The sequence below is a fragment of the Micromonospora globbae genome (assembly GCF_036184225.1).
Taxonomy (GTDB): domain Bacteria; phylum Actinomycetota; class Actinomycetes; order Mycobacteriales; family Micromonosporaceae; genus Micromonospora; species Micromonospora globbae.
This window is the reverse complement of record NZ_CP108084.1, coordinates 3332155-3357043: the sequence shown is the minus strand read 5'-3', so window position 1 is coordinate 3357043 and position 24889 is coordinate 3332155. Positions and strand designations below refer to the sequence as shown.

Below are 24889 nucleotides of genomic sequence, written 5' to 3'. Positions count from 1 at the left end.
GACGCGGGGCAGCGGGCGCGCGCGGCCCGGTACGGCCCCCACACCCCCGACCCGTGACCCCGCGACGAAGGAGAGACCCGTGACGGTGTCCCTGCCCGCACCCCCGGCGACCGCCGTCTCGTGGCGCACGCCCGAGGTGTTCATGCTGCGCACCGCCGGTCTGCCGATCGAGGTCGCCGACCGGTTGGCCTTCCCGCGCAGCGCCGAGTGGGCGCGCCGGGTGCTCGACCTGGAGGAGCGGCTGCGGACGGGCGGGCGGGAGCTGGCCGACGCGCTGGAGACGGCGGTGGCCCGCAACCTCACCGACGACCGGCTCCGGCAACGGCTCATCCGGCTCCGCCGGGACGTGTTCAACCTCCGCCCGCCCCGCCCGGCCGACCCCGCACAGTGGCCGGTCGAGGCGCTGGGCGCGCGGACCCACGCGGACCTGGCGCGCTGGCTGGAGACGCTCGCCGCGTACCACCGGGAGCTGGCCGCCGGCCCGGCGGTGCTGGCCGACGAGCTGGCGCGGCGCCGGGAGGTGCTGCGCGGCCTCGCCGACGACCCGGACCTGCGTGGCGGCATCCTGCTCGCCTCCCCGTCGCTGGACCGCTACCTCCCCGGCTACCTGGCCGGAACCGGCCCGCTCGGCAAGCGGGCCCGGCGGGTCGAGCGGTCGCTGCTGGAGTACGCCTACCGCACCGCCACGAAGACCAGCCCGTTCAGCCGGCTGACCACCGTGAACCTCGGCACCTTCACCGACGCCGGCACCGGCTCGCTGCTGCACGTCGTACCGGCCGGCGGCGCGGCGGCGAAGCGGGCCCGCGCCCGGCTCAACCTGGCCGCGCTGGGCCGGCTGTCGGCCATCGTGCTCGCCGACGAGACGCTGCGCGCCGACCTGCCCGTCACCGTCACGAGCGGCTGGCGGATCAGCCACGGTCGGCTGCGCTACCTGCGGCGGCGCCGCACCAGCTCCGAGGACGGCGACGCCGCGATCACCCTCGAGTCGATCCACGAGTCGCTCTTCGTGCTGCCCACCGGCCGGGTGCTGCACGACATCCTGGCCGCGCTCGACGGCGGCCGGGTACGCCGGCTGGCCGACCTGGTCACCGAGCTGACCACCGACGCCCGCCCCGCCGACGAGATCGCCCAGTACCTGCACCACCTGCTCCGGGTCGGCCTGCTCGTCGTGCCGAACCTGCACCTGGACATCCACGCCGAGGACCCGGTCGAGGAGTACCGGGTGGCGCTGCGGCGGATCGGCCGGGAGTGGGCCGACCGGCTCGCCGCGCGGGTGGACGCGGCCAACCGGCTCGCCTCCGGCTTCCCGGACCTGGACGTCGACGGACGCCGCCGGGCGCTCGACGGGATCCGCGACGAACTGGTCGCCGCGCACGGGGAGCTGGGCCGCCCGGACGTGCCCGCACCGCGGACCCTGCTCTACGAGGACGCCACCCTGCGCACCGGGGCGCCGGTCACCGCCGACCGGGCGCGCTGGGAGCGTGACGTGCTGCCCGGCCTGCGGGCGCTCGCCGCCGTCATGCCGGTGTTCGACGTCAACCTGCCCCGCCGGCTCGCCACCCGCGGCTTCTTCCGGGCCCGCTACGGCGACGGCGGACGCTGCGACGACGTCCTCACCTTCGCCCACGAGTTCCAGCAGGACTTCTTCGAGCACTACACCGGCCGCATGATGCGCCGGCGGGCGTTCGACGCCGAGAACCGGTACGTCCGGCAGGAGAACTGGTTCCGGCAGGAGGAGATCACCGCGCTCGACGACGCGCGGATCGAGGTGGCCCGGCGGATGAACGAGGCGTACCGGCGGCTGCCCTCCGGCGCCGAGGAACTGGTCCTCGACGAGTCGTTCCTCACCGACGTGGCCGCCATGGTGCCGCGGACGCTCGGCACGCTCGACCCGCGGTCGTTCTTCCTCCAACTCGCCGACCAGGGCGGGCGGCACCGGGTGGTGGTCAACCGGATCTACTCCGGGATGACGCTGCTCTTCTCCCGGTTCGCCCACCTCTTCGCCGAGGAGGACCTGGCCGGGACGCTGCGCGCCGAACTCGCCCGGCTCCAGCCGCCCGGCGCGGTGCTCGCCGAACTCAAGGGCGGCTACGACGCCACCAACCTGAACCTGCACCCGGCGGTCACCCCGTACGAGCTGGTCTGCCCGGGCGAGATCAGCTTCCGGCCCGAGGCCGAGCAGATCCACATGGACGACCTGAGCGTCGTCCACGACCCGGTGGCCGACCGCCTGCTGCTGCGCTCGCGCCGGCTCGACGCCGAGGTCATCCCGGTCTACCTCGGCTTCCTGCTGCCGATGGCGCTGCCCGAGGTGCAGCAGGTGCTGCTCACCTTCGCCTACCTCGGCATGGCCCAGCCGGACCTGTGGGCGGGCACCGAGGTGCCGCTGCCCGGTCGCGGCATCGTGGGCTACCCGCGCGTCGTGCACGGCGACCTCGTGCTGCAACGGCGGATGTGGAAGCTGCACCCGGACTGCCTGCCCACGCGTACGCCCGGGCAGGGCGACGCCGACTGGTTCCTGGCCTGGCAGCGGTGGCGGCGGGAGCACGACCTGCCCCGCCGGGTCTTCGCCACCCCGGAGGGCACCCGGCTCGCGCCCGCCGAGAAGGAGGGGACCGCACCGGCCGCGGCCGGCGCCCGGCCCGACCACAAGCCCCTCTACGTGGACTTCGACAGCCACTTCTCCGTGCAGTTGCTGGACACGACGGCCCGCGCGGCGGGCAGCCGCCTCGTGCTCACCGAGATGCTGCCGGGCCGCGACGAGCAGGTCCTGCGCGCCGCGTCCGGCACGTACGTCACCGAACTCACCGTCGAACTCAACGGTGTCGCCGATGGGAGCGGACGATGACCGAGTACCCCTCGCCGGTCGACCACGGCTGGCTCAGCGTGCACGTCTTCTACGCCAGCAACGCCAACCCGATGCTGGTCGAGGGCGTCCGGCCGCTCGTGGACGCGCTGCGCGACGAGGGCCTCATCAGCCGGTACTTCTTCATCAAGTACTGGATGGAGGGGCCGCACGTGCGGCTGCGGGTGCTGCCGGCGCCCGGCGTCGACCCGGACCTCGTGCGCGCCCGGGTGGACGACGCGGTCGCCGCGTTCCTGCGTCGCCGCCCCGCGCTGTACGAGGTGGACAGCGAAGGGCTCGGCGACCTCTACAAGCAGATGTTCCTCGCCGAGTACGGCCAGGCGCGCTGGGACGAGGAGTACGGCCCGGACGGCGTCATGCCGATGCGGGCGAACAACAGCTTCCACCACATCCCGTACGAGCGGGAGTACGGCCGCTACGGCGGGCCGGCCGGCATCGAGATCGCCGAGTGGCACTTCGCACACTCCAGCGACGTGGTCCTCGACCTGCTGGCCACCACGAACGTGCACGTCCGGCCGGTGCTGCTCGGGCTCTCCGCGCAGCTGACCATGATGATGTGCGCGGTGTTCCTCGACGACGACCGGCGCATTGCCGACTTCCTGGAGCAGTACCGCCGGTTCTGGGAGGTCTCCTACTCGGAGCCGAGCGACGAGTACCACGCGAGCTTCGACACCAGCTACCGCCGCATGGACGCCGCGCTGCGCAACCGGCTCGCGGACATCCGCGCCGCCGCCCGGGGCGACGCCGACGTGAGCCCCGGCGGGGTCGAGGGCCGCTGGCGGGCCCACTGCCGCGAGCTGCGCGACCGGGTCGAAGCCGCCACGCTCCGGGGCGAGCTGGTCTTCCAGCGCGGCGACTCGCCCCCCGCCGCGGTCACCGACCTCGACGCGGCGCTGCCGATCCTGCTCAGCTCGTACGTGCACATGACCAACAACCGGCTCGGGGTGAGCATCCTCGACGAGATCTACCTCGCCTACCTGATGTCCGCGGCCCTGCGCGACGACGCCCCGGCCGGTGCGCGGTGACCACCGTCGACACGACGTGGGCCCGGCCCCGGCTGCGGGCCAACGTGGTGCTCGGCCCCGGCCAGTGGCGGGGCGGCCGGCTCGTGCACCACGTGAAGGACCGGGAGACCGGGTGGTTCTACCGGATCGGCCCGCGCGAGCACTTCCTGCTCTCCCGGATGGACGGCACCCGGACGCTGGACGACCTGGCGGCCGAGTACGCGGAGGCGTACCGGCGGCGCCTCGGGCCGGAGAACTGGCAGCAGCTGTTCGGCATGCTGCACCAGCGGCAGCTCCTCGACGGCGCCACCGACCCGGCGGCCCTGGCCCGGCTCACGGAGTCGGCGGCGCAGGGCGCGGCCCGCCACCGCCGGCGTCCGCTGTCGGCCCGGTTCCCGCTCTTCGACCCGGACCCGCTCTTCGACCGGCTGCTGCCCCGGCTCCGTCCGCTGTTCGGCTGGGGGTTCGTGGCGCCGGCGCTGGCGGCCGTGCTCGCCCTCGTCGGGTACGTGGCGCTGCACCTGCCGGAGCTGGTCGACGGGGTCGGCCGGGGCCACCGCCCGCTCGCGGCGATCGTGGCCGCCGTCGTGATCACCTGGGTGATCGTCTTCCTGCACGAGTGCGCCCACGGGCTCACCTGCCGGCACTTCGGGGGCCGGGTCGGCGAGATCGGCGTGATGTGGCGGTTCCCGCTGCTCGCCCCGTACTGCAAGGTCGACGACATCGTGCTGTTCACGCCGCGGCGGCGGGTCGCCACCGCGTTCGCCGGCGTGTTCGTGAGCCTGCTCGCGCTGGTGCCGTTCGCCGCCGTGCGGATCTGGGCCGGTCCCGGGGTGCTGTACGACCTCGCCGGCACCATGCTGCTCTTCGGCACCGCCACCGCCGCGCTCAACCTCGTGCCGTTCCTGCGCCTCGACGGCTACTACATGCTCAGCCACGCCCTGAACCTCGCCGACCTGCGGGCCGACACGTACGCCTTCTGGGGCCGGCTGCTGCGCGGCGGCCCGGCCGCGGTGGCCGGCTACCGCCGCCGGGACCGGCTGGTCCACGCCGTCTACGGGATCGCCTCGGTGGTCTTCGCGGCGACCGTGCTGACCCTGCTGGTCCGGTTCTGGTACGCGTCCCTGGCCCGCTGGATCGGGCCGGGGCCCGCGGTGGCGGTGCTCGTCGCCGAGGCCGTCCTCCTGCTGGCCCTCGCCGCCGTCGTCGCCCGCCGCTCCCGCCGCCACGCCACCCAGGCCGAGGCCTGACCCGTGCTCCCACCCCGCTGGTGTGCGGGTTTCGGCGGGGGAGAGGGGGGAAGGCAGGCGCCCCGGTGGGCGTGGCGCCTGATCCGGGCACCGCCCCGGTGGGCGTGGTGCCCGGATCGCGGCCGACCCGCACCGACCCGGGACACGCGCGGGGAGGTGCTCATGGGCGGCGGCGGACACCTCGATTCGGAGGAGGGTGGTTTCGGGCGCCGCCTGGACGAGCACGAGCACGGCCCCGGCGGGCACCGTCCGGGCGAGCCACCCGTCCGGCCGGGTGGCCTCGTCGACAGCGCCGTCTACACGCGCGGTCTGCGGTACGCCTCGCCCACGACGCTCGCCGACACGTACCGCTGCCTCCAGGAACTCGGCGACGCGATGGCCTGGATCGGCCTGCACCGGCCGGACCGGGAGCAGATCACCTCGCTGGCCCACGAGTTCCGCCTGCACGACCTGGCCGTCGACGACGCGATCAACGCCCACCAGCGGCCGAAGCTCGAACGCTACGGCGACACCCTGTTCGTGGTGCTGCGCGCCGCCCGCTACGTCGACGCGCTGGAGGTGGTCGAGTTCAGCGAGGTGCACCTGTTCATCGGCCCCGGCTTCGTCATCACCGTCCGCCACGGCGAGGCACCCGACCTGGCCGCCGTCCGGCGGCGGCTGGAGGGCGAGCCGGAGATGCTGGCCCGCGGCCCGCAGGCGGTCCTCTACGCGATCCTCGACCAGGTGGTCGACGGGTACGCGCCGGTGGTGGCCGGGCTGGAGCACGACATCGACGAGATCGAGACCGAGGTCTTCGGCGGCGACCCGAACGCCAGCCGCCGCATCTACGAGCTGAGCCGCGAGGTGATCCAGTTCCAGCGGGCGGCGCGTCCGCTGCTCGGCGTGCTCGACGCGCTGGCCGCCGGCTCCGGCAAGTACGGCAGTGACGAGGAGCTCCAGCGCTACCTGCGGGACGTCACCGACCACCTCACCCAGGTGGTGGAGCGCGTGGACAGCTTCCGGCACCTGTTGCAGAACATCCTCGCCGTGAACGCCACGCTCGTCACCCAGCAGCAGAACGAGGAGATGCGCAGCCTCACCGCGGCCAGCTACGCCCAGAACGAGGAGCTGAAGAAGGTCTCGTCCTGGGCGGCGATCCTGTTCGCCCCCACCCTGATCGGCACCGTGTACGGCATGAACTTCGTCCACATGCCGGAGCTGCACTGGCGGTTCGGCTACCTCTTCGCGCTCGGCCTCATGGCGCTCGTCTGCGGCGTCCTCTACCTCGTCTTCAAGCGTCGCGGCTGGCTCTGACCCCCGGCACGGGCAGCGGCCATCGGCGGGTCGCGGGCGCCTGCCCACCCGGGATCCGTCGGGAGCCCCCGCGCCTACTCGAAGCCGCGCAGGATGTGCCGCTCGTCCTCGATGTCGTCCTCGTCGACGCCCATGCGGCCGTGGAGGGCGGCCGCGGCCCAGATGGCGAGGGGGGTGGACGGGCCGGTGGTGCCGGCGATCTGCACGTCGTCGCTGGTCGGGCCCAGCTCGACCGGTGGCGCGCTGCGTTGAGCCTGCATGGCGATGCCTCTCTCTTGCAGCCGTGACCGTCCGATGCCCACCGGGAACGGTGAGCGGCAGGTGGGCGATCCCGCCCCCTTGCGGCCCGCACGCCGGCCTGTGACACGGCTCACTCGAACGATCCCACGTCAGGGAGCGTCCGCACACGCGGTTTTCCCATTACCCGACTCCCGGCGGCACCAACCTCGCCGCCGGGACGCTCCCCGAGCGCCCTGCGTGAGCGGGCCGGCACCGTCCGCGAGCGGCTGGGTCGGTCCCCAACCGGCCCCTCGCCGGGCGGGCCGGCGCCTCTGCGGCCGGGCTGGCGCCTCTGCGGCCGGGCCGGCGCCCTCCCGGGGGCGGGCCGGCGTCGGTCAGGACAGGGGACGGGAGATACCGCGGGCATGGTCGGTGAGCGCCGCCCCGACCACCGTCGCGTCCATCGGCAGCACCTCCAGGCACCGGCGGACGGCGGCGGCCATCAGCGCGTTCGGCACCCGCATCGACAGCGTGCAGTGCGGCACCCACCGCCCCGGCCGGTAGTGCGCGAGCAGGTCCACGCCGGCCGCGGTGAGCCGGGCGTGCACCTCCCGGTGGTGGGCGAGCAGTTCGGCCGTCGGGACGGGGCCGAGCCAGAGCACCCGCCCGACGAACTGCCCGGCGTGCGCGAACGACAGCCGCAGCGGCGCGGCGACGACCATCCCGTGCAGCGCGGCGGCCACCCGGTCCGGGTCGAACCGGGACGCCACCGCCAGCGAGACGTGCGGGCGGTGCCGCCGCTCCAGCAGGGACCGCATGCTCTGCACACCCTCGGACTCCAGGGCGTCCCAGAGCACGCGGATCCGCCGGGTGGCGTCCGTGTCCAGGTAGAGCTCCAGCGCGGCGACCACATGATCACGGTAACGGGCTGGTCCGGCCGGGCACCGGAGGCCCACACCGGGCCGGTACGGTGTCCCGGGAGGCGTGACGACGTGGACGTGAGTGACCTGCTGATCGAGACGTACGACCGACTGCCCGGCCTCGTGCGCGCGGCCGTCGACGGCCTGACCCCGGAGCAGCTGCGACGCGCGCCGGGTGCGGGGGCCAACCCGGTGGGCTGGCTGGTCTGGCACCTGACCCGGGTCCAGGACGACCACGTCGCCGACCTCATCGGGACGGAACAGCTCTGGGTGACCGGCGAGTGGGCCGGCCGCTTCGGGCTCGCCGCCGATCCCCACGACACCGGGTACGGGCACACCCCGGAGCAGGTCGCCGCCGTCCGCCCGGAGAGCGCCCAGGTGCTGGTCGACTACTACGAGGCCGTCCACGCCCGCACCCGCGACTTCCTGGCCGGCCTGCGACCCGGCGACCTGGACCGGGTCGTCGACACGTCGTGGGACCCGCCGGTGACCCTCGGGGTCCGGCTGGTCAGCGTCGCCGAGGACGATCTCCAGCACGTCGGGCAGGCCGCCTACGTGCGGGGCCTCGTCACCGCCGCCTGACCGGCCCGCGGCCGGCGCCCTGGCTGACGGAGGTGCCGGCCTGCCCGTACAGGGCGCATCGCCCCGACGACGGCCGTGGGTCACGGCACGATGACGGCGCGTCCCTCCAGGGATCCGTCCCGCATCTTCCGGTAGGCGGTGAGCGCGTCGTCGAGCGTGAACCGGGTCGTCTTCGGCCGGACCAGCCCCCGCGCGCCCAGGTCGAGCACCTCGATCAGCTCGGGCCGGCTGCCCCAGTAGGTGGTGGCCACGCTCATCTCGTACGGCACCGAGAAGTACGACACCGGCAGCGTGCCCCCGCCGATGCCGACGATGGCGAGGTCGCTGACGGTCCGCGCGACCGCGGCGCCCAGACGCAGCGTGGCGTCCACCCCGACGAAGTCGAGCACCAGGTCCGCGCCCCGCCCGCCGGTGGCCTGGCGGATCTCCTCGGCCGCCGTCTCACCGGACATCACGGTGAGGTCGGCGCCGCACTCCTGCGCCAGCGCGAGCGCGTCGGCGCGGGTGTCCACGGCGATCACCCGGGCGGCCGACGTGGCCTTCAGGATCTGCACGGCCACGTGCCCCAGGCCGCCGATCCCGATGGCCACGGCCGTGCTGCCCGGGGCGAGCCGGTGCCAGGACCGGCGGATCGCGTGGTACGGGGTGAGGCCCGCGTCCGTGAGCGGCGCGGCGTCCACCGGTTCCAGCCCGGCGGGCAGCGGGACGACGTGCCGGGAGTGGGGGACCAGCTCGTACTCGGCCATGCCGCCGTCCAGGCCGAGGCCACCGCCTCCGCCGGGCACCGGCGCGCCGGCCGGGTTCTCGCAGTACGGGTCGACACCCACGCGGCACCGGGCGCAGGTGCCGCAACCCCACGGGCCGTAGACCGCCACCGGCTGTCCCACCTCCAGCCCGGTCACGCCGGCGCCGAGCGCGTGCACCCAGCCCGCGTTCTCGTGCCCGAGCGTGAACGGTGGGTTCCACGGCACCGAGCCGGGCTCGAACTCGTCCATGAGGTGCAGATCCGAGTGGCAGGCGCCGGCGGCGCCGATGCGCACCACCACCTGCCCCGGACCCGGTGTCGGCTCGGGCATCTCCACGAGTTGCGGCTCGGACTTCCACTCCTGCAGGCGCAGCGCACGCATGACTCATCTCCCGTCGGTGGTGTCTGGCGCGCCTGCCCGATCCGGGCCGGGTCAAACGACCCGTCGGTCGACCCGCGCGGCGGGTTCACCCGATGCGGGTGAGCCGGTCTCACCCGCACCGCTGCGACGGTGTCCTGCGGGGAAGCCGGTGGGCGGTGTCCGGCGGAGGGGGGATCGGAACCGATGGGCACGACCGCGGCGGACTATCTGCGAGAGCTGGGATCCGGCCGGCGTCCGGACCTGCCGGAGACGACCACGGGGACCGTGCGGCTGGACGTGCGGGAGGACGGACGGACCGAGCACTGGCGTCTAGAGATCGCCGACCAGCACGTCGAGGTGACCCGCTCGGGCGAGGACGCCGACCTGGTCGTCCACGGCGACCGCGACGCGTTCGACCGGGTCGCCGCCGGCGAGATGCACGTGTCGGCGGCGCTGCTGCGCAACGAGCTGACCGCGTCCGGCGACATCCGCCTGTTCATGATGCTGCGCCGGCTCTTTCCCGGCCCGGCGAACGCCCGGCATCCCCGCGAGGCCGCGCGGGCCGTCGCCGAACGGGGTGGTCGCCCATGAGGCAGGAGCGCGTGTACGTGACCGCGGGGAGCGCCTTCGCGCTGAGCGACTCGCGGGGTGACATGGTCGTCGACCCGCACGCCCCCGTCGGTCTCTGGTCGTTCGACACCCGCTTCCTGTCCCACTGGGTGCTCCGCGTCGACGGTGAACGGCTCAACGCCCTCTCCCGGGACGACATGACCTACTTCGAGACCCGGTTCTTCCTGGTGCCCGGCGCCGCCAGCCACTACGTCGACGCCGACGTCTCGTTGATCCGGCACCGGTCGATCGACGACGCGTTCCACGAGCGGATCACCGTGCTCAACCACTCGGCCGAGCCGGCCGAGTTCACGGTGCGGCTGGAGATCGGCAGCGACTTCGCCGACACCGCGGAGATCCGGCAGCCACGCGAGCGCCCGGTGGAGGTCGTCGCCGACCCGGCCCGCGACCAGCTCCGGCTGCGCTACGCGCGGGGCCGGTTCGCCCGCGAGACCACCGTGACGAGCACGGCTCCCGTGGACGTCGACGAGGGCGGGATGACGTTCCGGATCCGTGTGGAGCCGGAGGGCGAGTGGGTCACCGACCTGCACGCCGTGGCCATCATCCGGGGCGCGGGCGGTCGGGACCTGCGCGCCGACCTGGAGCGGCACCGGCACCACGTCCGTCGCGGCATGCGCGACGAGCTTCGGCAGTGGCTCGACCGGGCGCCCACGCTGGCGGCCGAACGGGGCGCGCTGGAGGCGGCGTACGCGCGGTGCCTGGTGGATCTCGCCTCGCTGCGGTACCTGCCGCTGGTGAACTTCGGCGCCGTGCCGGTGGGCGGGCTGCCGTGGGCCATGACGCTGTACGGGCGGGACGCGATCATCACCTGCCTCCAGACCCTGGCGTTCACGCCCGAGCTGACGCCGGCGACGCTGCGCATGCTCGCCGCCATGCAGGGCGGTCGGCTCGACGACGAGCACGACGAGGAGCCGGGAAAGATCGTCGGAGAGCTGCGCTACGGGGAGGCCGCCGCGTTCGGCGAGAAGCCGACCGCCCTCTACTACGGCGCCGCCGACACCACCCCGCTCTTCGTCGTCCTGCTCGACGAGTACGAGCGCTGGTCCGGTGACGCCGACCTGGTCCGGGAACTGCGGCACCCGGCCCGGATGGCGCTGGACTGGATCGACGAGTACGGCGACCTGACCGGTGACGGCTACCTCCGCTACCTCACCCGGAACACCCGTGACGGCACCGTCAACCAGGGGTGGAAGAACTCGCCGGACGCCGTCGCGTACGCCGACGGGCGCCTCGCGGGCTTCCCGCGCGGGACGTGCGAGCTGCAGGGCTACGCGTACGACGCCAAGCGGCGCGGCGCCCGCCTGGCCCGGGAGTTCTGGGGCGACCCGGCGTACGCCGACCGGCTGGAGCGGGAGGCGGAGGAGCTGAAGCGGCGCTTCAACCGTGACTTCTGGCTGCCGGAGCGGGAGTACTACGCGCTGGCGCTGGAGCCGGACGGCACGCCGGTCGACGCGCTCACGTCCAACATCGGGCACCTGCTGTGGAGCGGGATCGTCGACGACGACCGCGCGGAGGCCGTCGCCGCCCACCTGGTCGGCCCGCAGCTCTTCAGCGGCTGGGGCGTCCGGACGTTCGCCGCCGGGCAGCGCCGCTACAACCCCGTCGGCTCCCACCTCGGCGCGGTCTGGCCGTCGGACAACGCCCTGATCGTGGCCGGGCTGCGGCACTACGGGCGGGACGTCGAGGCGGCCCGGATCGCCGCCGGCATGTTCGAGATGGCGTACCTGCTCGGTGGTTCGATTCCGGAGATGATCGCCGGGTACGGCCGCGACCTGACGAAGTACCCCGTCCAGCTGCCGGCCGCCGGGCGGCCGCAGGCATGGTCCTCGGGCGGGCTGCTGATGCTGCTCGGCGCCCTGCTCGGGCTCCGGCCCAGCGGCGACAACCTGCTGGTGAACCCGGCGTTGCCGCCCCACTTCGGCCGGGTGGAGCTGCTCGACGTGCCGGGCCGCTGGGGCCAGGCGGACGCCTACGGGCGGGACCGGGCCGCGTCCGGGTTGGCCCGCCGGCCGCGGGTGCGTTGAGGGTCGGCGTTCGGCCTCAGCGTCCGCGGCGGGACGGTGGGTCGGCGGGGACGCGGGGCGCGTCGCCACGCGGGGCACCGTCGGGACGGTTCCCCGGCCCGTCGGTCACGGCACCGGCCGGCTGCGCGCTGGCCGTCGGGTGGACGCGCTCGGGCGGCGTGGCCGGCGGACTGGCGTGCCTGGGCGGTGCGGTCGGCGGACTGGCCGTCAGACGGGCATGCCCGGGCGGTGTGGCCGATGGCGTGGACGGGTGCCTGCCGGACTGCGACGGGTGCGGCGACCGGCCCGGACCGTACGGCACGTCGTCGGCCAGCACCTCGTCGCAGTAGCCCGGCACCCGGTCCCGGCCGCCGGCGGCCGCGACGAGCGCCGCGAAGGCTTGGCCGTCGAGGGCACGCGCCGGATCGTCACCCGTACGCGCCCGGAAGGCACGGCAGAGCCCGGGCAGGGCGGCGTCGGGCACGCCGCTGTCCGTGCCGGCGTGCCCCGTCGACGGTGGCGTGCCGGGGGTCACCCCGGTGGCCGGGGCGGACGGCGGTGTCGTGGCGGGCGCGCCGGGCGGCGGCGCCGGCGGCCGCGTGCCGGGCAGCGTGCCCGTGGCGGCCAGCGCGACGCCGCCGGTGGTGGCGACGGTGAGGGCCACGAGACCGACCCGGGCTCCCGTGCGGGTGAGCCTGCCCCGCCCCTCGCCGGCGCGTGCCGTGATCGCGGTGACGGCGCCCCACAGCCGCGACGGCGCGCCGGCCGGCTCGGTGGCCGGGACCGGGCCCGGGTGTCCGGCGAGGGCGCGGCGGTAGGCCGCCACGGCGGCCGCCTCGCCGGCGAACTCACCGGGACGTGGCGCGGCGCGAAGAGCGCCCAGGAGCAACACGAGAGGGCCGGCGTCCGCCGGCCCGGCATCCGTGGGACCGTCGAGGAGCCACTCGGCCGTCCTCCGGTCCATCCGGTCTGTCTTCATCTCGTGTCCCTCAGCGCCACGCGCCGGCGGGACGTCACATCCACCCGTTCCCGGGGGCGGCGTCAACCCATCGTCTTGGCGCCGTCGATCGCCTCGCGCAGGATGTCGGCGTGCCCGGCGTGCTGCGACGTCTCCGCGATGACGTGCAGCAGCACCCGGCGGACGGACCAGCTCACGCCCGGCTCGAACCAGGGCGCGACCGGCAGCGGGTGCGCCGTGTCGAGGTCGAGCGTGGCGACCAGTTCGTCGGTGGCGGCGGCCACCCGCGCGTACGCGTCGAGCAGCCCGCCGAGCGTCTCGCCCTCCAGCATCCGGAACTGGCCGGCCCAGTCGACCGGCTCGCTCTCCATCGCCTCGGCGCCCCCGACGGCGAAGAGCATCCAGTGCTTCTCGGTGACCGCCACGTGCTTGATGAGACCGCCGAGGCAGAGCTCGCTGACGGTGGTGCGGGCGGCCGCCTGGGCGTCGGTGAGGCCGTCGACGGTCTGCCGCAGGAAGCCACGGTGCCGGCGCAGTGCCTGCACCAGGTCGGCCCGCTCGCCGGTGAGGACCTGCTCGGAACTTGTCATGACAACTGCCCTTCCGTCGGAGGTGGACGGTGCGGCCGAGGTGGGCCGTGCCCAGGCTAGGCGGAGGCACCGACATTTCCGGGCGTACGGGCGGCCTCGGCGGTTGTCGATCGGTCTGTCCGGGTACCGGAATGACATGGGTGTGATTCGAGTGGGCACGTCGTCCTGGGCCGACCAGGACCTGTTGCGGTCCGGCTGGTACCCGCGGTCGGTGAGCACGCCGGCCGCCCGCCTGCGCTGGTACGCCGAGCGGTTCCCGCTCGTCGAGGTGGACACCTCGTACTACGCCGTCCCCGCACCGGAGACCACGCGCGGCTGGGCCGAGGCCACCCCGGACGGGTTCACCTTCGACGTGAAGGCGTTCAGCCTCTTCACCGGGCACCCGACGCCGGTCGCGGCGCTGCCGCGCGACCTGCGCCCGGCCGCCGGCCCCGCCCGGGTGCGCCGCCGCGACCTGCCCGCCGGGGCGTACGACGAGCTGTGGGCCCGTTTCCGCGCGGCGCTGGACCCGCTCGCGGCGGCCGGCCGCCTCGGCGCCGTGCTGCTGCAGTTCCCGCCGTGGCTGGTCCGCGGCGCCGCCGCCCAGCGGCGCATCGCCGAACTGGCCGAGCGGTGCCGCCCGTGGCGGGTCGCCGTGGAGCTGCGGCACGGGTCCTGGTTCGAGGAGCGGGCCGCCCTGGACACCCTGGACTTCCTCCGCGCCAACGGACTGGCGCTGGTCTGCGTCGACATGCCACAGGGACACCCGTCCTCCGTCCCGCCGATCCTCATCGCCACCGCGGAGCTGGCGATGGTCCGCTTCCACGGCCACAGCGACGACTGGGCGACGGGCGACAAGCGGGAGAAGTTCCGCTACGCGTACGGCGAGCGCGAGCTGCGCCAGTGGTCCGTGCTGCTCGCCGAGCTGGCCGGGCAGGCCGACGAACTGCACGTGCTGTTCAACAACTGCTGTGCCGGTCAGGCGCAGCGCGACGCCGAGCGGATGTCCCGGCTGCTGGCCCGCGCCGGGAACCCGGCGGTGGCCGGCGCCGCGGGCTGACGCCGGCCCCGTCCTCAGGCCGCCGCGCGGACGTCGAGGAGCACCCCGCTGCGGGGGCGGGTGGGGATGCGGGACAGTGGGATGCGCAGATCCTGCGGCGGCAGGGTGCAGTCGAGCCGGGCCAGGCGGACGACGAGGTCGCGCAGCAGCGCCACGGTGATCATCTCGCCGGGGCAGCGGTGCCCGGTGCGCGGGTCGCCGCCGCCCTGCGGCACCAGCTTGAAGGGCCCGATCTCCCGGCCCACGAACCGGTCCGGGTCGAAGCGGTACGGGTCCGGCCAGATCCGGGGGTCGTGGTTCTGCCCGTAGATGTCCAGCAGCACCATCGCGCCGGACGGGATCCGTACGCCGCCCCACTCCAGGTCGGCGACGGCGCGGCCGCCCACGAACGGCGCGAACGGGTAGAACCGCCGGACCTCGTGCGCGTACGCCTCGGCGAACGCGGGGTCGCCCGCGCGCAGCCGCTCCCGGTGCTCCGGCCAGCGGTGCAGGGCGTGCCCGGCGAACGCCACGAACCAGCTGACCGCCACCGTGGGCCGGAGGATGTTGAGCAGCTCGACGGCGGCGGTGCACGGGTCGAGCCGGTTGCCGTCGACGTCCCGGTGCTCCGCCACCTCCCGCACCGCCGAGCCGGCCGGCGCCACCGCGTCCCCCCGGCGTACGCGTTCGACGAGACCGGCGAGCCAGTCCTCCCGGCGGGTCCGGGCGCGGCGTGCCCGCCAGTGCCGTGGCGCCGCGGTGGCGAAACCGTCCACCATGGCCACCAGGTCGGCGGCGAGGGCCGGCAGATCCTCCGGAGCGACGGGAACCCCGGTCCAGTCGGTCACGGCCCGGGTCAGCACCCGGCTCACCTCGTCGAAGAGCACCACCGGCCCGCGGCGGTCCGCCCAGTCGCGGGCCGCCGACTCCCAGGCCGCGCCGGCCCGCGTGACGAGGGTGTCGATCCCGCCGTCCATGAGCAGCGCCACGAACAGCGCCTTGCGCACCCGGTGCGCCTCCCCGTCGAGAGTGTGCACGGCGTGGTGCCCGAACAGCGTGCTCCGTACCGGGCCGGGGATCGCGCCCTGCCGGCGGACGTGCCGCTCGTCGTAGAAGAAGCGGGCGGCCTCCGGCCCGTGCAACGCCACCGCGCGCTGGCCCAGCACCCGCGTGCGCAGCGCGTCGGCGCCGCCGCGCCGCAGCCGGTTGGGCAGCCAGGCGAAGCCCTCCAGGGCCAACGCGAGGGTGTTGTCGAGATGGACCGTACGCCGCGACATGCGCACACACGTGCCCACGCGGTCGTCTGGCAAACCACCGGGGCGTGGGTCAGGCGGATCTGCGGCCACGGCTGCGGAAGGCGCCCTGCGCGCGCTCGTCGATGTCGGCGTCGTCGGGAAACGGCCGGCGTGCGGGCGCCGGGTCCGGTGGCGCTCCCGGACCGGCCTCCGGCGCGCGGGTGGGCTCCACCGACCCGAATCCGTGCCGCCCCTCAGGGCCGGACGGCCCGGACGGCGCGCCGGCCCGGCGCTCGCCCCGGCGTCCCTCGGGCACGGCCGTCTCCTCGCCGCCCTCGTCCATCGGGTCGTTCTCGTCGACGCCCCAGGGCGGTTCCGTGTCGTAGATGTCCCGGGTGCCCCACGGGACCGTCGCCTCCGGATCGCGCGGGGCCTGACCGCCGCCGCGTCCCTCGTCCGCCGTCATGTCCACCTCGCTGCTCGTCGGGCGGGTACCGGCGCTGATTGCCCGCCAGCAGGCCCGTCATGCCCACGGGCGCTCTCCGCGAGGGCCGCGCCGGGGCGAGTGCGGGTCCCACGGGGGCTCTCCGGTGGGGGCCGTGCCGGGGTGCGGGGCGAGTGCGAGCCCATGGGCGCTCTGCGGCGGGGCCGTGCCGGGGTGCGGGGCGAGTGCCAGCCCCATGGGCGCTCTGCGGCGGGGCCGTGCCGGGGTGCGGGGCGAGTGCGCGCGAGCACGGTGCGACTCCCGGTCCCATGACCGCCGCCGCCCACGGCTGACGTGCCGGGGCGCGCGACCGCACCGCGACAACTGGCCGAGCCGCCGCCAGCGGTCGGCACCCGGACACGCGACCGGCGCCCCGGCCGAGGAAAGTCGGTGGGGCGCCGGGCGGGTTTCGTCAGCGGCCGGACATCGCCATCGGCCGCCTCATCGCGCTCCTGCCCATGCCACCGGCCTTGTGCATCCCGGCCATCTTCCCCATGCCGGCCATCTTGCTCACTTCGGCGATCTTGCTGACGCCGGCGATCTTGGCCATGCCCTTCGGGGCGCTCATCAGACCGCCCGCGCGGCCGATCAGGCCACGCCACATCTGGCCGGGCTTCTGCTGCTCGCTCATGTACGCGGTCACCACGACCAGCGCGCCCGTCAGGGCCGGGACCGCCCACTGGAGCATCTTCATCTGGCGCTGGCTCGCGGCGACCTGCGCCGGGGTCTGGTGGTTCGGCTCGGTCACCCCGTCGACGGGCGGGCCACCGGCCTTCTGCAGCCGCATGCCGAGCAGCCGGCTGTAGCCGGTGACCGCGAGCGCGCCGACCGTCAGCGCCGTCTTGATGGCGCTGGCGCGGGCGACGCCCGCCTGCGCGGCCACCCGTGGACTCTCCGTCACCAGCTCGCCGACGGCCCCCGCGAGGTGCGCGCCGATCGCCGCGGCGTTGACGGGGGTCCACCGGGACCAGCCGGCGGATGCCACCGGAAGCCGCTGCGTCGCATCATTGATCTTCGCCGCCGCGCCGTTGACACCGAGCGCCCCCATCAGGGACCCCCCGAACCAGGCCGCCAGGCCCAGATCGTGCATCGAACGCAGGGCGGTGTGCCGTTCCGACATCTGATCCCCTTCCACCGTGTCGGGCGGTGCGGCTTACCCGCCGCCCGGGCGGCTAACCCCGTCGGTCATGGGTGGATCCCTCCGGTCGGGGGACGGACCGGACGGGCGGTGCCGAGCCCGCGCAGTCTCCCCGCGATCTTGCACTTTCCGCCCCGACAAAAGTGCGTTATCGGGTCATTCCGAGGGCACAAACTGCAAGATCGACGGGGCGGGGGCGGGGCGGGGAGAGGGGGCGGGAGAGGGGGCGGGGAGGAGTTGACCTGGGCTGTGGGGGTAGAGCAGGGGGCGAACACGAGCCAGCAGGAGTCAGCAGGAGTGCTGCAGGAGCGCGGCTGGAGCGGAGCGGGAAGGGGTACGGCGATGACGCAGCCGGACGAGAGCCGGGAGAAGACGGCCGACACCGACGCGGTGCTGATGCACCCGGGCAACGACCCCAACCGGACCACCGCCGAGGTGCCGCCGCGGCGGGACCCGGGTGAGGTCCGGGTGGAGCGGGACGGGGAGATGGTGCCGCTCGAACCCGAGGAGTGACTCAGCGCGGTGGCAGGCCGGCGGCGAACCCGGCCACCCGGGCGGCCAGCGGGGCCGAGGCGCGTACCCAGGTGAAGTGGTCCAGCGGACCGCCGGCCGCCGCCACCGTGTAGTGCTCGCGGACGACGGGAGCCGCCGGCAGCTTCGCGCAGAGGTGGTCCGTCGTCGACTCCGGCGTGTACTGGTCGTCCTCGACGCTGACCGCGAGCACCGGCGTGCGGACCGTCCGCAGCGCGGCTTCCGCGTCGACGCCGTCGAGGACGGGGAACCGGCCGGTGCGGGCGGTGTACGCCCAGTCCCGGATCACGCCGCGCGCCTGCCGGCCGCCGAAACCCCACCCGGGCCAGACCCGCAGCAGCGCCGCCGTGGCACCGATCCACTGGGTGTACGCCAGGATCTGGTACCGCGCGCGGCCCGGGTACACGCGCCAGTAGGGGAGGCCCACGGCGACCAGGGCCACCCCGTCCACCGCGTCCCCACCGGACAGGGCGAGGTGCAGCAGCGCGGCCTGACCGCCCAGCGAGTGCCCGAGCAGCAGCCGGGTGCGCCCGTCCAGGCGGGGCTTGAGGGCCTCCAGCACGCTGCCCACGTCGCCGGCCAGTTCGGCGTAGCCGTAGCGGGACTGGCGGCTCGGGGCGGGCGTGCTCGTCCCGGTGCCGCGCAGGTCGGCGACCACCACGGCGAGCCCCTCGGCGCGCAGCGCCGCCGCGAGCGGACGGTAGTAGCGGGCGCGGACCCCCATCGCCGGCCAGATGACGACCACGGGCGCGCCCGGCGCGTCCGGCTCCGGGTAGACGTGCAGCCCGAGGCGGCCGCCCTCGACGTCGACGAACTCCTGCGCGTACTCGGTCGCCTCACTCATCGGCACAGCCTACGAGCCGGCGGCTACCGGCGGGTAGCCACCGGCGCGCCGGCGCGCCGCGGTGACGGGACACCGGTCGACGCCGCACGCTCCACGCGGTCCACGGCGGCGAGGACGTCCGGCACGTCCAGCGCCGCGAGTGCCGGGTGTACGTCGTCCGGCCCGTCCGGCTCGCGCGGCCCCACCCAGAGGGCCTCGTGCCACGGCCGGTCCGGCGGCGGGCCCCACTGCGCCGGTGGCGCCGGGCCGAACAGCAGCACGGACGGCGTGGCGTACGCGGTGGCCAGGTGACCGATCCCGGTGTCGCCGCAGATCACGAGCCGGGCGTGGGCCACGAGAGCGGCGAGGTCGCGCAGGTCCGTCCGGCCGGCGAGCACGGCGTCGCCGGGCAGCCCGGCCAGGGTGGCGACCCGGTCGGCCAGCTCCCGCTCGGCGGGGTTGCCGGTCACCACCATCCGGTGCCCGCGCCGGGCCAGCTCGCGGGCCACGGCGGCGAAGCGGGCCGGCGGCCACCGGCGCTGCGCCGCCTTCGCGCCCGGGTGCACGATGCTCACGCCGGTCGGCAGCCCCGCGGGGTCGGGCCGGCGCAGGGCCAGGTCCGTCCGGTCGGCGGCGACGCCGTACCAGGCCAGCAGCCGGCACCAGCGGTCGACCTCGTGCTCCTCGGCGCGCCAGGGCGGCCCGTCGCCGAAGCCGGCCCCGGCGTTGGCGAACGCCAGCAGCCGCCCCGGCCGCAGCCGCGCGAGCATCCGGTGCGACTGCGGGCCGCACCCGTGCAGGTTCACAGCGACCGCCGGGGCGGGACCGGGCCAGGCCAGGCGGCCCAGCCCCGGCGCGTCCACCAGCCGGTCCACGCCACCGACCAGGTCGACCAGGGGCGCCAGGGCGCGCGGCGCGACCAGCGCCAGCTCCTGTCGCGGGTACGCGGCCCGCAACGCCCGCAGCGCCGGGACCCCGGTCGCGAGGTCACCGACGCCGAGCGCGCGCAGCACGAGGATCACGGGTACGACGACTCCTGCTCGGCGCAGACCACCATCTCCCGTACGGCGCAGCCGGGCGGCTGGGACAGCGCGAACAGTACGGCGGCCGCGGTGTCGGCCGGGTCGTTGAGCACGGCGTCCGGACCCGGCTTGTACCGCTCCTCGCGATCGTCGAAGAAGGCCGTCCGCATGCCGCCCGGGACGAGCAGCGTCACCCCGACCTGACCGGCGAGTTCGGCGGCCAGGGCGCGGGTGAAGCCGACCACCCCGAACTTCGCGGCGCAGTACGCGGTCGCGTCGCTGACCGCCTTGACGCCGAGGGTCGAGGCGACCGTGACCACCGTGCCGTGCGAGCGTTCCAGCCACGGCAGCGCGGCCCGGACCACCGCGGCGGTGGCGAGCAGGTCGACGGCGACGATCCGGTCCCAGGTCTCGCCGGGGACGTCGGCGAGCCGGCCGGGGACGTCCATGCCGGCCGCGGTCACCACCCCGTCGAGCCCTCCGGCCTGCGCGGCGAGCCGGCGCGTGGCCTCCTCGGCGGCCCGGGTGTCGGCGAGGTCGCACTCGACCCAGGGCACACCGTCGGCGGGCTCCCGCCGGTCCAGCACGTACGGCCGGCCGCCGGCCTTGGCCACGGCGGTCACCACGGCGGCGCCGAGCCCGCTCGACCCGCCGCTGACCAGGATCGCCGATCCGTTCAGGTCCCTGCTCATACTGCTCCCTTCACGAGGTCGTCGCCGCGCGAGCGCGCGGCGGAGATGGTGGCGGTGGTCGAGCGTCCCGCCAGGTAGGGCACCGTCACGACCCGGCCACCCCAGCCGCGGACCAGCTCCGCCTCGGGCAGCTCGGGGGCGCCGTCGCCGGCGTAGTCGCCGCCCTTGACCCAGACGTCCGGGCGGAGCCGGGACAGCACCGCGTGCGGCGTGGGCTCGTCGAAGACGACCACGGCGTCCACACAGTCCAGCGCGGCGAGCAGCCGGGCGCGGTCGTCCTGCCCGTTGACGGGGCGCTCCGGGCCCTTGAGCCCGCGGACGCTGCGGTCGCTGTTGAGGCAGACCACCAGGGCGTCGCCGAGCCCGCGGGCCGCGCGCAGGGTGGCGAGGTGACCGGCGTGCAGGATGTCGAAGCAGCCGCCGGTGGCCACCACGGTGCCGCCGGCCGTGCGCACCCGCGCGATCAGCTCCAGTGCGGACGTGGCCGGGTCGGCCGGCGCCGGGGGAGGGCTGGCCTGCAGTCCGGCCGCCCCACCGGCGGCCACGTACGCCGACGCGGCGGCGACGGCCTCCCGCACCGCCTCGGAGACCGGGGCCCCGCCGGCGAGTGCGGTGGCCGCGGCGGCGGCGAACCGGTCGCCGGCGCCGCAGGTGTCCTCCACCCGCTCCGCCGGCGAGGGCGGCGGCACCACGAGGGGTGTGCCGCCGGAGTGGCACAGCACCGCACCGTCCGCGCCGGTCGTCACCGCCACCGCGGCGGCCCGCCAGCGGCGGCGCAGCTCGTGCCCGGCACGGGTGGCGGTGGACAGCGGTGAGCCGGTGCCGGCGTCACCGGTGAGCTGCCGCAGCTCGGCGAGGTTCGGCGTCGCGAGCCGGACGCCGGGCACCGCGGCTGGCCCGCGCGGGTGCGGGTCCCACACCACCGGGGCGGACGCCTCGGCCAGCGCGGCCCGCAGCGTCGGCTGGCGCAGCAGGCCGCGCCCGTAGTCGCTGGCCAGGATCGCCGCCGCGCCGCGCAGCGCCGCGAGGGCGGCCTCCGGCGGTTCGGCGGGTGGTTGCGGATCGCCACCACGGTCCAGCCGCAGCAGGGTCTGCCCACCGGCCCGCAGCCGGATCTTCTCGGGGGTGGTGCCGGGCAGGCGTACCGGGTGGACGGTCACCCCGGCGGCCGTGAGCAGCTCCGCGAGCCGCGCGCCCCCGGCGTCGTCGGCGAGGGCGGTGACGAGCGTGACCTCGACGCCGTGCGCGGCGGCGAGCAGGGCGGCGAGGCCGGCCCCGCCGGGCCGGTCGGTGACCGACCGCTCGTCCAGCACGGGCGCGGGCGCGTCCGGGCAGATCCGGTTCACCGACCCGGTGACGTCCCGGTCCAGGAGGGTGTCACCGACCACCACCAGCCGCGCGCTCACGAGCCGCTCCCGTCGCCGGTACGCCCCGCGGGGCCGTGGCCGTCGACCCGCCCGCCACCGGGATGACCGGCCGCACCGTGCCCGTTGGGGCCGTGCCCGCCAAGACCGTGCCCGTTGGGACCGTGTCCGTTCGGACTGTGCCCGTTGGGACCGTGCCCGTTCGGGCCGTGCGCCATCCCGGTGCCGCCGACGACGGTGAGCGCCCGGCCGTCGCGACCACCGCCGCCACCGACCGCGGGCGCGGTCAGCCGCGGCAGCTGGCGGACCAGCGGCAGCGCCTGGTCGACGTACTCGCAGAGCAGGTGGGTGGAGACGAGGTGCAGTTCCTGCACCACCTGGCTGTCGGGGGACGGCACGGCGAGGGCGTCGTGGCAGGCGTCGGCGAGGGGGTTGGGTGCGGGGCCGGTGAAGGCCCAGCAGCGTAGGCCGGTGTCGTGGGCGGCCTGGGCGGCGGTGAGGAGGTTGGGGCTGGTGCCGCTGGTGGACAGGAGTAGGAGGATGTCGCCGGGTCGGCCGTGGGCGCGGACCTGGCGGGCGAAGACGTGGTCGTAGTCGTAGTCGTTGGCGATGGCGGTGAGGGCGGAGGTTTCGGCGTGCAGGGCGATGGCGGACAGGGGTTGGCGGTCGTCGCGGAGTTTGCCGACGAGTTCGGCGGTGAGGTGTTGGGCTTCGGCGGCGCTGCCGCCGTTGCCGGCGACGAGCAGCCGACCACCGGCCGCCAGCGTCCACGCCAGCTCGGTGCCCCAGCCGCTGAGCCGTTCGGCGGCCCGCCGGTAGGGCAGCAGCGCGGCCGCGAGCCCCGTGAGGTGCGTGTCGACGATCGAGTGGGCGCCGGTCATCAGGCCACCGCCGGAGTGGGACGGCCGACCGCGCTCACGGCGGCGTAGACGGTGCCGAGCTGCTCGGCGGCCCGCTTCCACGAGTAGCTGCTGCGAATCCGGTCCAGTGCCGCCGTGGCGTACGCGAACCGGCGCAGCTTGTCGGCGAGCAGCCGGCGGATGGCGGTCCCCAGCGCCCGTGGGTCCCGTGGTGGCACCAGGTCGCCGGTCAGTCCGTTCACCACCGTGTCGGCGATCCCGCCCACGTTGGTGCCGATCACCGGCACGCCGCAGGCCATCCCCTCCAGGGGCGTGAGCCCGAACGGTTCGTACCAGGGGGCCGCCACCAGGACGTCCGCGGACCGGTACCAGCGGCCCATCTCCTCGCGCGGCACCGCGCCGACCAGGCGGACCCGGTCGGCCACCCCGCACGCCTTCGCGAGCGCCCGCAGCCGCTGGGCGAACGGCTCGGCGGGAAGGCGGTCGGCGGGCGGGCCGCCCACCAGGACGCACTCGGCGTCCGGCACGGCGGGCAGCGCCCGGACGACCTCCTGGAAGCCCTTGCGTTCCACCAGCCGGCCGACGGTGAGGATCCGGGGTCGGGCCGGGTCGCGCGGGGCCGCCGGCCCGTCCGGCCGGAACATCTCCTGGTTCACGCCCGAGGGCACGAGCGTCATGCGGCTGCGCGGCACGCCCATCCGCACCAGCTCGCCGATCTCGTCCTGGCACTGCACGATCACCCGGTCGGCCGCGCGCCCGAGCGCCCGCTCGTAGCCGATCCGGCCGGCCGGGCTGGTGTCGTTCGCGCCCTGGTGGCGCCGCTTGACGGTGCCGAGCGCGTGGTACGTGAGCACCATCGGCACGCCCGTACGCCGGCCGGCGTGCAGCGTCGCGAGGCCGCTCATCCAGAAGTGGGCGTGGGCCACGTCGGGGGTCCAGTCCCCGTCGCGCCAACGTCCGGCGAGCCAGCTCCCGAACTCGCCCATGAACGGCAGCAGCTCGTCCTTCGGCACCCGCCGTGCCGGCCCGGCCGGTACGTGGACCACCTCGTAGCCCTCGGCCGCGCCGACCGTCTCCGGCAGGGTGGGGGAGTCCCGGCGCGTGTAGACGCGCACCTCGTGGCCCTCGGCCGCCAGCGCGGCGGCCAGTTCGGCGACGTGCGTGTTCTGCCCGCCGGCGTCCTCCTCACCGAGAACGGCGAGCGGGCTGGCGTGTTCAGAGATCATCGCGATGCGCATGTTTCCTCCTCCAAGAGCCGGTCCCAGTCGGCGAGGAACCGGTCGAGCCCGAACCGTTCCTTGGCCACCTCGCGTGCCCGCGCGCCCATCCGGTACGCCGCGTCGCGGTCGTCCATGAGCCACCGGGCGGCCTCGACGAGCGTGTCGACCCGCGTCGACAGCACCCCGGCGTCGGGCGGTACGGCGTCCACCGCCTCGGTGGTGGCGAGCGCGACGACCGGCATGCCGATCGCCATGGCCTCGATGAGGCTGAGGCCGAGGGAGGTCCAGCGGCACAGGTGCAGGTACGCCCGCCGCCGGGCCAGTTCCTCGTGCATGCGGGCCTGCGGCAGGTCCTCGTGGGCGGTCACGCCCGTCGCGGTGCGCGACGCCGGATCACCGGCCGGGTCGGGCGGGGGTCTGCGGTCGCCGGCCGAGCGGCCATCCGGAGTGCGAGTGGCGAGGGCCTCGGCCAGTCCCGCGACACCCATGCCGTAGACGTCCAGCGGCGCCACCCGCGCGAACCGGGGCAGCAGGTCGGTGCCGGTGACACGCCAGCGACGCACCGGCTCGTTGATGACCACGGCGAGCCGGTCCAGTTCGCCGCTGTAGTCGACCCGGGGTGGCACGATGCCGTGGTCGACGACGGTGGTGCGGGTCGATCCGGTGTCCCAGAACAGCTGGTTGAAGCCGGTGACGTGGGCGATGAGCAGGTCGTCGCGGTCGGCCATGGGGTGGCGGCTGTTGGGGACGTTGCCGTCCTTGGGGGTGTTGTGTTCGACGTAGATGGCGGGGAGGTCGTGGCCGGGTCGGCGGCGTAGCCATTCTTGGGCGAGGTCGAGTTCTTCGGGGCGTTGGAGGATGACGAGGTCGACGTCGGTGTGGGGGAGCTGGTCGGGGGTGATTTCGGTGACGGTGTCGGGCCAGGGGTAGGTGCGGGCGCGGCCGAGGCCGTAGGGGCCGCGGTCGGGGGTGACGGGGACGAGGTAGTGGTGTCGGCCGTGGACGAACGCGGTGGTCCAGGAGCCGTGCACGTGCCACAGCAGGATGTTCATCGCCTCTCCTCGCAGCTGTCTCGGGACGT

General features: G+C 75.3%; 23 protein-coding genes and 1 pseudogene. 9 read left to right on the top strand and 15 right to left on the bottom strand.

Going from position 1 to position 24889, the window contains the following annotated elements:
* Positions 1-79 precede the first annotated feature (79 nt).
* From OG994_RS14815 to corA, 4 genes are all read left to right on the top strand, one after another.
* Positions 80-2848 carry a lantibiotic dehydratase gene (locus tag OG994_RS14815; protein WP_328853587.1) on the top strand — a complete coding sequence of 923 codons (2769 nt, stop codon included), beginning with the start codon at positions 80-82 and terminating at the stop codon, positions 2846-2848.
* The gene (locus OG994_RS14810) at positions 2845-3891 is read left to right on the top strand and encodes a thiopeptide-type bacteriocin biosynthesis protein (protein ID WP_328853586.1); all 1047 of its coding nucleotides are present in this window, start codon (positions 2845-2847) and stop codon (positions 3889-3891) included. The genes OG994_RS14815 and OG994_RS14810 overlap by 4 nt, the downstream gene beginning before the upstream one ends.
* A complete protein-coding gene (locus OG994_RS14805; protein WP_328853585.1) occupies positions 3888-5120 on the top strand; it encodes a metalloprotease in 1233 nt (410 codons plus the stop codon). The genes OG994_RS14810 and OG994_RS14805 overlap by 4 nt, the downstream gene beginning before the upstream one ends.
* A gap of 162 nt (positions 5121-5282) precedes the next feature.
* Complete coding sequence (gene corA, locus OG994_RS14800; protein ID WP_120331706.1) at positions 5283-6413, top strand: magnesium/cobalt transporter CorA; 1131 nt, start codon at positions 5283-5285, stop codon at positions 6411-6413.
* Between the two features lie 74 nt (positions 6414-6487).
* On the opposite strand, the gene OG994_RS14795 is transcribed toward corA, so the two are convergent.
* Together OG994_RS14795 and OG994_RS14790 are read right to left on the bottom strand one after the other, a co-directional pair.
* A complete protein-coding gene (locus tag OG994_RS14795) occupies positions 6488-6673 on the bottom strand; it encodes a hypothetical protein (protein WP_120331707.1) in 186 nt (61 codons plus the stop codon).
* 354 nt (positions 6674-7027) lie between these two features.
* Positions 7028-7543 (bottom strand): 2'-5' RNA ligase family protein, encoded by a 516-nt coding sequence (locus OG994_RS14790; RefSeq protein WP_120331708.1) that lies wholly within the window; start codon positions 7541-7543, stop codon positions 7028-7030.
* An 81-nt stretch (positions 7544-7624) separates the two neighbouring features.
* On the opposite strand from OG994_RS14790, the gene OG994_RS14785 reads away from it, so the two are divergent.
* Positions 7625-8134 (top strand): mycothiol transferase, encoded by a 510-nt coding sequence (locus tag OG994_RS14785; protein ID WP_120331709.1) that lies wholly within the window; start codon positions 7625-7627, stop codon positions 8132-8134.
* An 80-nt stretch (positions 8135-8214) separates the two neighbouring features.
* Here the strand turns inward: OG994_RS14785 and OG994_RS14780 are convergent, their stop codons facing one another.
* Positions 8215-9261: an NAD(P)-dependent alcohol dehydrogenase gene (locus OG994_RS14780; protein ID WP_120331710.1), complete on the bottom strand. Its 1047-nt coding sequence runs from the start codon at positions 9259-9261 to the stop codon at positions 8215-8217.
* Positions 9262-9444: 183 nt separating this feature from the next.
* Here OG994_RS14780 and OG994_RS14775 point away from each other — a divergent pair, with 183 nt between their 5' ends.
* Positions 9445-9831, top strand: coding sequence for an SCP2 sterol-binding domain-containing protein (locus OG994_RS14775; RefSeq protein WP_328853584.1), 387 nt, complete (start codon positions 9445-9447; stop codon positions 9829-9831).
* Positions 9828-11894 carry an amylo-alpha-1,6-glucosidase gene (locus OG994_RS14770; RefSeq protein ID WP_328853583.1) on the top strand — a complete coding sequence of 689 codons (2067 nt, stop codon included), beginning with the start codon at positions 9828-9830 and terminating at the stop codon, positions 11892-11894. The genes OG994_RS14775 and OG994_RS14770 overlap by 4 nt, the downstream gene beginning before the upstream one ends.
* A gap of 16 nt (positions 11895-11910) precedes the next feature.
* Here the strand turns inward: OG994_RS14770 and OG994_RS14765 are convergent, their stop codons facing one another.
* Both OG994_RS14765 and OG994_RS14760 read right to left on the bottom strand, forming a co-directional pair.
* Positions 11911-12852: a hypothetical protein gene (locus tag OG994_RS14765; RefSeq protein WP_147427314.1), complete on the bottom strand. Its 942-nt coding sequence runs from the start codon at positions 12850-12852 to the stop codon at positions 11911-11913.
* Positions 12853-12914: 62 nt separating this feature from the next.
* A complete protein-coding gene (locus OG994_RS14760; RefSeq protein WP_328853582.1) occupies positions 12915-13421 on the bottom strand; it encodes a DinB family protein in 507 nt (168 codons plus the stop codon).
* Between the two features lie 136 nt (positions 13422-13557).
* Here OG994_RS14760 and OG994_RS14755 point away from each other — a divergent pair, with 136 nt between their 5' ends.
* On the top strand, positions 13558-14460 hold the full coding sequence (locus OG994_RS14755) for a DUF72 domain-containing protein (RefSeq protein ID WP_328853581.1): 903 nt from the start codon (positions 13558-13560) through the stop codon (positions 14458-14460).
* 14 nt (positions 14461-14474) lie between these two features.
* On the opposite strand, the gene OG994_RS14750 is transcribed toward OG994_RS14755, so the two are convergent.
* The 3 genes from OG994_RS14750 to OG994_RS14740 all read right to left on the bottom strand — a co-directional run bounded on the left by OG994_RS14750 (position 14475) and on the right by OG994_RS14740 (position 17278).
* On the bottom strand, positions 14475-15716 hold the full coding sequence (locus tag OG994_RS14750; protein ID WP_328853580.1) for a cytochrome P450: 1242 nt from the start codon (positions 15714-15716) through the stop codon (positions 14475-14477).
* A gap of 49 nt (positions 15717-15765) precedes the next feature.
* Positions 15766-16140: a hypothetical protein gene (locus OG994_RS14745; RefSeq protein WP_120331729.1), complete on the bottom strand. Its 375-nt coding sequence runs from the start codon at positions 16138-16140 to the stop codon at positions 15766-15768.
* A 430-nt stretch (positions 16141-16570) separates the two neighbouring features.
* On the bottom strand, positions 16571-17278 hold the full coding sequence (locus OG994_RS14740; RefSeq protein ID WP_120331717.1) for a hypothetical protein: 708 nt from the start codon (positions 17276-17278) through the stop codon (positions 16571-16573).
* 360 nt (positions 17279-17638) lie between these two features.
* On the opposite strand from OG994_RS14740, the gene OG994_RS14735 reads away from it, so the two are divergent.
* On the top strand, positions 17639-17809 hold the full coding sequence (locus tag OG994_RS14735; RefSeq protein ID WP_158610176.1) for a hypothetical protein: 171 nt from the start codon (positions 17639-17641) through the stop codon (positions 17807-17809).
* A 1-nt stretch (position 17810) separates the two neighbouring features.
* On the opposite strand, the gene OG994_RS14730 is transcribed toward OG994_RS14735, so the two are convergent.
* From OG994_RS14730 to OG994_RS14700, 7 genes and pseudogenes are all read right to left on the bottom strand, one after another.
* On the bottom strand, positions 17811-18671 hold the full coding sequence (locus OG994_RS14730) for an alpha/beta hydrolase family protein (RefSeq protein ID WP_328853579.1): 861 nt from the start codon (positions 18669-18671) through the stop codon (positions 17811-17813).
* A 23-nt stretch (positions 18672-18694) separates the two neighbouring features.
* Positions 18695-19672, bottom strand: coding sequence for a glycosyltransferase family 9 protein (locus OG994_RS14725; protein WP_328853578.1), 978 nt, complete (start codon positions 19670-19672; stop codon positions 18695-18697).
* A complete protein-coding gene (locus OG994_RS14720) occupies positions 19669-20364 on the bottom strand; it encodes an SDR family oxidoreductase (protein WP_120331720.1) in 696 nt (231 codons plus the stop codon). The genes OG994_RS14725 and OG994_RS14720 overlap by 4 nt, the downstream gene beginning before the upstream one ends.
* Entirely contained in the window at positions 20361-21770 is a 1410-nt protein-coding gene (locus OG994_RS14715) for a PfkB family carbohydrate kinase (RefSeq protein ID WP_328853577.1), read from the bottom strand. The genes OG994_RS14720 and OG994_RS14715 overlap by 4 nt, the downstream gene beginning before the upstream one ends.
* Before the next feature lie 263 nt (positions 21771-22033).
* Positions 22034-22609: pseudogene (locus tag OG994_RS14710) on the bottom strand (D-sedoheptulose-7-phosphate isomerase); the annotation flags it as partial.
* Positions 22609-23826 carry a glycosyltransferase gene (locus tag OG994_RS14705; protein ID WP_328853576.1) on the bottom strand — a complete coding sequence of 406 codons (1218 nt, stop codon included), beginning with the start codon at positions 23824-23826 and terminating at the stop codon, positions 22609-22611. The gene OG994_RS14705 and the pseudogene OG994_RS14710, both read right to left, overlap by 1 nt.
* Positions 23811-24860 carry a glycosyltransferase gene (locus tag OG994_RS14700; RefSeq protein WP_328853575.1) on the bottom strand — a complete coding sequence of 350 codons (1050 nt, stop codon included), beginning with the start codon at positions 24858-24860 and terminating at the stop codon, positions 23811-23813. Before OG994_RS14700 ends, OG994_RS14705 begins: the two co-directional genes overlap by 16 nt.
* Positions 24861-24889 lie beyond the last annotated feature (29 nt).

Excerpts from the sequence above, each read along its gene's own strand:
- OG994_RS14810 (WP_328853586.1), top strand. The coding sequence starts at position 2,845 with ATGACCGAGTACCCCTCGCCGGTCGACCACGGCTGGCTCAGCGTGCAC.
- corA (WP_120331706.1), top strand. The coding sequence starts at position 5,283 with ATGGGCGGCGGCGGACACCTCGATTCGGAGGAGGGTGGTTTCGGGCGC.
- OG994_RS14795 (WP_120331707.1), bottom strand. The coding sequence starts at position 6,673 with ATGCAGGCTCAACGCAGCGCGCCACCGGTCGAGCTGGGCCCGACCAGC.
- OG994_RS14780 (WP_120331710.1), bottom strand. The coding sequence starts at position 9,261 with ATGCGTGCGCTGCGCCTGCAGGAGTGGAAGTCCGAGCCGCAACTCGTG.
- OG994_RS14775 (WP_328853584.1), top strand. The coding sequence starts at position 9,445 with ATGGGCACGACCGCGGCGGACTATCTGCGAGAGCTGGGATCCGGCCGG.
- OG994_RS14770 (WP_328853583.1), top strand. The coding sequence starts at position 9,828 with ATGAGGCAGGAGCGCGTGTACGTGACCGCGGGGAGCGCCTTCGCGCTG.
- OG994_RS14765 (WP_147427314.1), bottom strand. The coding sequence starts at position 12,852 with ATGAAGACAGACCGGATGGACCGGAGGACGGCCGAGTGGCTCCTCGAC.
- OG994_RS14760 (WP_328853582.1), bottom strand. The coding sequence starts at position 13,421 with ATGACAAGTTCCGAGCAGGTCCTCACCGGCGAGCGGGCCGACCTGGTG.
- OG994_RS14755 (WP_328853581.1), top strand. The coding sequence starts at position 13,558 with ATGGGTGTGATTCGAGTGGGCACGTCGTCCTGGGCCGACCAGGACCTG.
- OG994_RS14750 (WP_328853580.1), bottom strand. The coding sequence starts at position 15,716 with ATGTCGCGGCGTACGGTCCATCTCGACAACACCCTCGCGTTGGCCCTG.
- OG994_RS14745 (WP_120331729.1), bottom strand. The coding sequence starts at position 16,140 with ATGACGGCGGACGAGGGACGCGGCGGCGGTCAGGCCCCGCGCGATCCG.
- OG994_RS14740 (WP_120331717.1), bottom strand. The coding sequence starts at position 17,278 with ATGTCGGAACGGCACACCGCCCTGCGTTCGATGCACGATCTGGGCCTG.
- OG994_RS14735 (WP_158610176.1), top strand. The coding sequence starts at position 17,639 with ATGACGCAGCCGGACGAGAGCCGGGAGAAGACGGCCGACACCGACGCG.
- OG994_RS14730 (WP_328853579.1), bottom strand. The coding sequence starts at position 18,671 with ATGAGTGAGGCGACCGAGTACGCGCAGGAGTTCGTCGACGTCGAGGGC.
- OG994_RS14720 (WP_120331720.1), bottom strand. The coding sequence starts at position 20,364 with ATGAGCAGGGACCTGAACGGATCGGCGATCCTGGTCAGCGGCGGGTCG.
- OG994_RS14705 (WP_328853576.1), bottom strand. The coding sequence starts at position 23,826 with ATGCGCATCGCGATGATCTCTGAACACGCCAGCCCGCTCGCCGTTCTC.
- OG994_RS14700 (WP_328853575.1), bottom strand. The coding sequence starts at position 24,860 with ATGAACATCCTGCTGTGGCACGTGCACGGCTCCTGGACCACCGCGTTC.